Origin of the sequence: Marinobacter sp. UBA2498, assembly GCF_002341575.1 — a bacterium.
GTDB classification, from domain to species: domain Bacteria; phylum Pseudomonadota; class Gammaproteobacteria; order Pseudomonadales; family Oleiphilaceae; genus Marinobacter; species Marinobacter manganoxydans.
On the sequence record NZ_DDOI01000043.1, the window covers coordinates 17,146 to 20,569 of the forward strand.

Below are 3,424 nucleotides of genomic sequence, written 5' to 3' on the forward strand. Positions count from 1 at the left end.
ATTCCTCGGCAAGTTCAAAGCAGCACTCTTCCACGAAACGGCTTGGGCCCAGATCGCCGTCCAGGTGCGGTTGCTTGCTGGCCGGTCGGGTGATCAGGTGCAGCTGCTGGCGTGTGCGTGTCATGGCCACATACAGCAGCCGTCGCTCGCTTTCCAGAAATGCTCTGGCATTGTCCTGGGGGCGGGGGCTGTACGGCAGGTATTTCTCCTGCAGTCCGGGAATGATAACTGTTGGCCATTCCAGACCCTTGGTGCGGTGAATCGTTGAGAGAAGCACTCCACCCTGCTGTTTTTCACCTGCCTGCTGCTTGAGGGTTTTCAGGTGCTCCAGGGCGCCTTCAGCTGTGACATCAAGGCTTTTTAGGTACTGCCGGAATCCTTGTATCGTATCGATCCGTTCCTCGGCACTCTCATGCGTCAGCGCCAGGCTGCGGATGCCCTCGTAAAGATCAGTGTGCTCGGCATAGACACTGATCAGTCCTGCAACCGGGCCTCCGTAGCTGCGCAGTTGGGCAAGCACTTCGCCGAGTTTCCTGAGCTTGCGGGCGGCCATGGGCGCAAGCGCGTCGAAGTCCATCGCCAGCAGACGTTCGTGCCAGCCACTGGAAAATCCTGCGAGGAAACGCGCCAACTGCTCCAGCTCCGGCTCTTTCAGACCCACATGAGGAAAGCGCAACAACTGCCGTGCCAGCTCCAGGCGATCCTCGTCCGGCAGGTTTTCCAGTTTCCCGGTCACCACCATCAGAAGGGCAGTGATCGCCTGAACTTCCCGGCTGAACAGCGCGCCCTTGCCGGCATCAATCCGGTAGGGAATCTGACGAGCCAGCAACTTCAGCTCGATAGGGACACTCTGACTCCAGACCCGGAACAGAATGGCCGTGCCTGCCAGAGCCGGTTCCGATTGGCCCTGAAGAATTTGCAGCACGGTATCGGCATCGCTCTCCGCCCGATGCAGGGTGATCTCCGTGCCGGGCGTCGAAGGGTGGGAATGACAAAGCACATCCTTGCGTCCGGTGTTGTGGCAGATCAGATGGTTTGCCAGCAACGCCACCCGATGGCCGTAGCGGAAGGTGTAACTGAGGGTCTGCTCCAGCGGGCTTTCGAACTCATCGCTGAACCGCTTGAGGATAAACTCGGGCTTCGCGCCACGGAACTCATAGATCGTTTGGTCCGGGTCCCCGACCACCGTCACCCGGGCCCGGTCTCCGGCCACGTATCGCAATAGCAGATGCTGGATCTCATTGGTGTCCTGGTACTCATCCACCAGAATCAGATCCATCTTGTTGCCCACCAGCCGCTGCAACGGAGAGTTCTGGTGAATCGCCATCACGGGCTCATACAGCATATCGGCATAACTGATCCGACCCTGGCTTTTACGCCACTGCTCAAAGCTGTGGAACAGATCAATGAGGTACTTGTGCTTGTCCGAATACCCCAACTCCTCAAACACGATCTCCGCCGGTGACAGTGTTGTCTTTACCAGATCAATAAACCCCGTCGCCGTCTCGACAAAATCCTTCTTGTTGCGCCGTATCTCATCCGCCAGATCCTCCGGCGCCAGCCGCCGGGTTAACTGCCAGGCCTGAAAACTGATCTCCTGCTCGGTCAGAATCTTGTCTGAAAACCCCGGCAGATAGCCCTCCCGCACAAACCGTTTGTACAGCCGCAAGCCCATGGCGTGATAGGTCCGGATCTCCGGCAACGCCAACCCACTCTGAGCACACACCTCCTGCAGCTTGCGCTCGAAATCCACCCGGGCGCTGCGGTTGAACATCAACACCAGCATCCGGTCCGGATCATGCCCCTGTTCCAGCAGGTACCGAATCCGCCACGCAAGCGTCGACGTCTTGCCACTGCCTGCCACGGCGGTAATCACCGAATGCTCATAGCCCGCGGTGATAATCGCCCGCTGCTCATCGGTGAGGAAATCCGGAAGGTTGGTGGTCTCAGGAATTTGGGGTTCGGTCGGCATGGCCGGTATTGTAACGGCCTGCTGGTAGAGCGGATACCGCTCCCGCATAATTGCGATCAAAACATGAGAGCGAAAGGGTCTTAAACATGGAAATGTCCGAATCGGTAAACGTACTTGGCGAAAAACTCGAAACCTGCGGCAAAGACCCGATCACCGGCTTTTACCGCGATGGCTGCTGCAACGTCGGCCCGGATGATTTTGGCCTGCACGCCGTCTGCGCCGTGGTAACCGACGAATTCCTCGAATTCTCCAAAGCCCAGGGCAACGACCTCAGCACCCCCAGGCCTGAATTCGGCTTCGAAGGCCTGAAAGCGGGCGATAGCTGGTGCCTGTGTGCCGGCCGGTGGCAGGAAGCCTTTGAAGCCGGCTGTGCCCCCAGGGTCCGACTGCGGGCTACCCATCGGGCTGCCCTTGAAAAATGCGCCCTGGACGACCTCAAGTCTCATGGTGCCGACCTTAGCTGATGAGCCATTCCGGATCCGATGCCAAAGCGGATCCGTCCGCATGGCGTGCCCTGCAGGACAGCCTCACCGCCAACGGTGAACGCCGACTGGTTCTGCTTGAGGGTGATCGGGAACAGAACCTCAGGTGGCTTTCCGGTCTGTTACCCGGGTTGGAAATACAGAGCGGCCTATGGACGGGACCAGCGGATCATAGCCCCGATACCCGGCTGACCCGGGTCACGCCTCCCGGGGCTCGAAAGTGGCTCGGGTGTGAAGTCTCGCTTATCGTCTGGGATGGCTGGCACGGCAATCCTCCGGATGCCTTTGCCGCGCTCTCGGGTGCGCTCACCGCTGGTGGCCTGCTGTTCTGGCTGATGCCGCCGCTGGCAGAGTGGTCCCGCTTTGCGGATCCCGATTACTCGAGAACCGGTCTGGAGCATGGTCCGAACCATCCGTTTGCTGCCCGCATGGCCGACCTGCTTGCCGACGATGATGCGGTCATCCGGGTGTCGCCCGACCGTCCGGAATCACGGCCGCCGGTTCCACCCCTGCCTGAGAAACGCTTTCGAATCGCCGCCACCCGGGATCAGGAACAATTGGTTCAGCGCCTCGTCCGTTTTGGCCTGGGCCGACGGCGCCGGCCGCTGGTAGTGACGGCGGACCGGGGCCGTGGCAAATCTGCGGCGATGGGCATGGCTGCAGCCGAATTGTTGCGCCAAGGCAGGCAGGACATCGTGGTTACCGCGCCCTCGGAGCAGAATGTGGAGACCCTCTTTCGCCACGCCCGTGAGTCTCTCGGGGACGAATTGGCCGAAGCCAGCCCGGGGATACTCGCCTCCCGAACCGGTGGCCGCCTGAGGTTTATGCCGGTGCGTGACTTGCTGGCTTTGCGGCCGGAAGCCGAAGTGGTCCTGGTGGATGAGGCAGCAGCGATTCCGGCGCCGCTGCTGAAATCGGTTCTGCTCGGCTGGCCGAGAGTGGCGTTCGCCACCACGGTTCATGGTTACGA

The 3,424-nt window shown here is 60.5% G+C and carries 3 protein-coding genes; 2 read left to right on the plus strand and 1 reads right to left on the minus strand.

Annotated elements, in window-relative coordinates; all coding sequences use genetic code 11:
- Positions 1 to 2,020: ATP-dependent helicase (locus B2W52_RS04880; RefSeq protein ID WP_286801695.1), on the minus strand; the 2,020-nt coding region annotated here is incomplete at its 3' end.
- Between the two features lie 38 nt (positions 2,021 to 2,058).
- Between B2W52_RS04880 and B2W52_RS04885 the strand changes: the two genes are divergently transcribed.
- The gene (locus B2W52_RS04885) at positions 2,059 to 2,436 is read left to right on the plus strand and encodes a DUF2237 family protein (RefSeq protein WP_008173000.1); all 378 of its coding nucleotides are present in this window, start codon (positions 2,059 to 2,061) and stop codon (positions 2,434 to 2,436) included.
- Positions 2,436 to 3,424, plus strand: a 989-nt coding sequence (locus tag B2W52_RS04890) for a tRNA(Met) cytidine acetyltransferase TmcA domain-containing protein (RefSeq protein ID WP_286801667.1), incomplete at its 3' end; no start/stop codon positions are given. The genes B2W52_RS04885 and B2W52_RS04890, both read left to right, overlap by 1 nt.

Bases quoted from the DNA above. Each gene is read 5' to 3' on its own strand.
- B2W52_RS04885 (WP_008173000.1), top strand. From the start codon at position 2,059: ATGGAAATGTCCGAATCGGTAAACGTACTTGGCGAAAAACTCGAAACC.